General features: G+C 45.7%; 2 protein-coding genes and 1 pseudogene. All 3 read right to left on the reverse strand.

Going from position 1 to position 2359, the window contains the following annotated elements:
- Positions 1 to 167 precede the first annotated feature (167 nt).
- The gene (gene bioB / locus BQ5809_RS07995; RefSeq protein ID WP_003791860.1) at positions 168 to 1160 is read right to left on the reverse strand and encodes a biotin synthase BioB; all 993 of its coding nucleotides are present in this window, start codon (positions 1158 to 1160) and stop codon (positions 168 to 170) included.
- A 58-nt stretch (positions 1161 to 1218) separates the two neighbouring features.
- Positions 1219 to 2076: a hypothetical protein gene (locus BQ5809_RS08000; RefSeq protein ID WP_003788473.1), complete on the reverse strand. Its 858-nt coding sequence runs from the start codon at positions 2074 to 2076 to the stop codon at positions 1219 to 1221.
- A gap of 132 nt (positions 2077 to 2208) precedes the next feature.
- Positions 2209 to 2359: pseudogene (locus tag BQ5809_RS10495) on the reverse strand (IS5/IS1182 family transposase); the annotation flags it as partial.

The raw sequence follows: 2359 nt of genomic DNA on the forward strand, positions 1-2359 counted from the left end.
CGTATTTTTGAACGGAATTTGAGTGACAAAAAGGGCATTTTTTGTGTTCAAAGCATTTGACCTATCTGAAAGCCTTTAAGCATAAGGCTTTCAGCGATTTTTACCAACCATTTTGTCCTTTAACCCGAATTTTCCCAGTTTCAGGCTGCCTGAACTTTTTCACGTCATCACAACGCCGACAAGTCCAATTTCGTCATCAATAAACGGTCTAAATCTTCATCAGGATTACCCGAAGTCAGCAATTTATCGCCATAAAAAATAGAATTTGCCCCCGCCAAAAAACACATTGCTTGCACCGCTTCACTCATGCCCGACCGCCCTGCACTCAAACGAATAAAACTATGCGGCATCGTGATTCGCGCCACCGCAATCGTGCGGACAAATTCCGTCCAATCCAAATCTTCCGCGTATTCCAACGGCGTGCCTTCGGTACGAACCAGTTGATTAATCGGCACACTTTCAGGCTGTGGGTCTAAATTTGCCAAACTCGCAATCAAACCAGCGCGTTCAGGGCGCGTTTCATTCATGCCGACAATGCCACCGCAACACACCTTCAAACCTGCCTGACGCACCTTGCCGAGGGTATCCATGCGGTCTTCGTGGCGGCGCGTGTGAATGATGTCGTTGTAGCGGTCGGGGTCGGTGTCTAAATTGTGGTTGTAGTAGTCCAAACCTGCTTGTTTCAAGTCTTCCGCCATGCCGTCTTCCAACAAGCCGAATGTACCACATGTTTCCAAACCCAAATCTTTCACGGCTTTGATGATGTCGCTCACCACCACCACATCATCAGGTTTCGGGCCGCGCCATGCCGCGCCCATACAAAAACGACTTGCGCCGCGTTCTTTGGCAATTTTGGCTTTGGCAACAATGGTTTCCACATCTAACATGGCTGATTTTTCCACGCCCGTTTGGTAATGCGCGGATTGGGGGCAGTATTCACAATCTTCAGGGCAACCGCCTGTTTTAATGGATAATAATGTGGATAATTGAATTTTTTGCGCGTCAAAATGTTCGCGATGAACGCTGGCTGCCTGAAAAATCAAATCCAAAAACGGCAAATTAAACAATTCTTCCACTTGGCATTTTCGCCAATACGCTGCCATAGCGTGGGTTTGTAATGGTTTTGCTCGACGCAATGCAATCGGGGCAAGATGTGCCATAATCATTCCTTTAATTAATTTTTCAAATAAAAAATTGACAATTTAAGTATTTTTTTAATTAAATAAACCAATTTTGCCCAAAATATAAGCAAACAATCGCTAACAACGCCAACACCACACCAAACGCATTTAATTTGCTAATCCGCTCGCCAAAACCAACTGCGCCAGCCAACGTCCCCAATACAATCACGCCCATATTCATACCTGCAAACACCAAAGTTGGGCTTTCTTTAAATGCCTGATGTGCTTTTATGTAAAACAAAATATTCATAAAATTCAGGCAGCCGAGTAATAAACCTGCGTAAATATTTTGCCGTTGCCAGCGCGTTTTTTTCACGAATAAATATGCCGTCATCAACACACCAGCCAACACAAATGCAATCAACAAGCTGCCTGAAAACGCCGCGCCTTGTTTGGATAACTGCTTGAATAAAATATCAATCACGCCATAACCCAACCACACTGCCAACAACCAAACCGCCCCACCCTGCGCCGTTTGCGTGGCGGAATGTTGATTCGGCTTGTACAACAAACAACCCAACGCCGCTACTGCCAAAACCAAACCCACTACCCGATGCGCTACCACCGCTTCGCCAAACACCGTAAACGCCACCAACACAGGCAAAAACAGCGATAAACGCTGCGCCGCGTCCGATTTGATAATGCCAACCGCCGCCACCGACCGCCCCATCGCCACAAAAATAGTCGGCAACAACACGCCCAACGCCACAAACACGCTCACCGACTGCCCCGAAAATCCGCCGAATTTCGGCTGCAAAATCGCCACCGTCAGCGCAGTTGCAGCAGCGTAATTGACCGCCACCATTTGCTCAATCGCCATTTGCCGTTGCCGTGCCACTTTCAGCAGTACCGCCACCGACACGCTCATCACAATACTCAAAATTAAAAAGCGCATAGTATTCAATCCTATAGATTTATAGTGGATTAAATTTAGATTAGGACAAGGCGACAACGACCGCCGTGTACATCTAGTACATAAGGGAGTTGGCAACGCTGTACTAATCTAAGAACCTGTATTTACAAACAACTATTTGATAAATTTTAATATTTGTGAAATATACCCTAGTTTAACAAAATTTTCAGCAGATAAATTCGTCTGCTCAAAATCTTTTGCTAAACGTCGAGACCAACCTAACCATGCAAACGTTCGTTCTACAATCCAACGTTTGGGCAGAATA

It is taken from the genome of Kingella kingae ATCC 23330 (assembly GCF_900111845.1).
Taxonomy (GTDB): Bacteria; Pseudomonadota; Gammaproteobacteria; order Burkholderiales; family Neisseriaceae; genus Kingella; species Kingella kingae.

Excerpts from the sequence above, each read along its gene's own strand:
- bioB (WP_003791860.1), bottom strand. The coding sequence starts at position 1,160 with ATGGCACATCTTGCCCCGATTGCATTGCGTCGAGCAAAACCATTACAA.
- BQ5809_RS08000 (WP_003788473.1), bottom strand. The coding sequence starts at position 2,076 with ATGCGCTTTTTAATTTTGAGTATTGTGATGAGCGTGTCGGTGGCGGTA.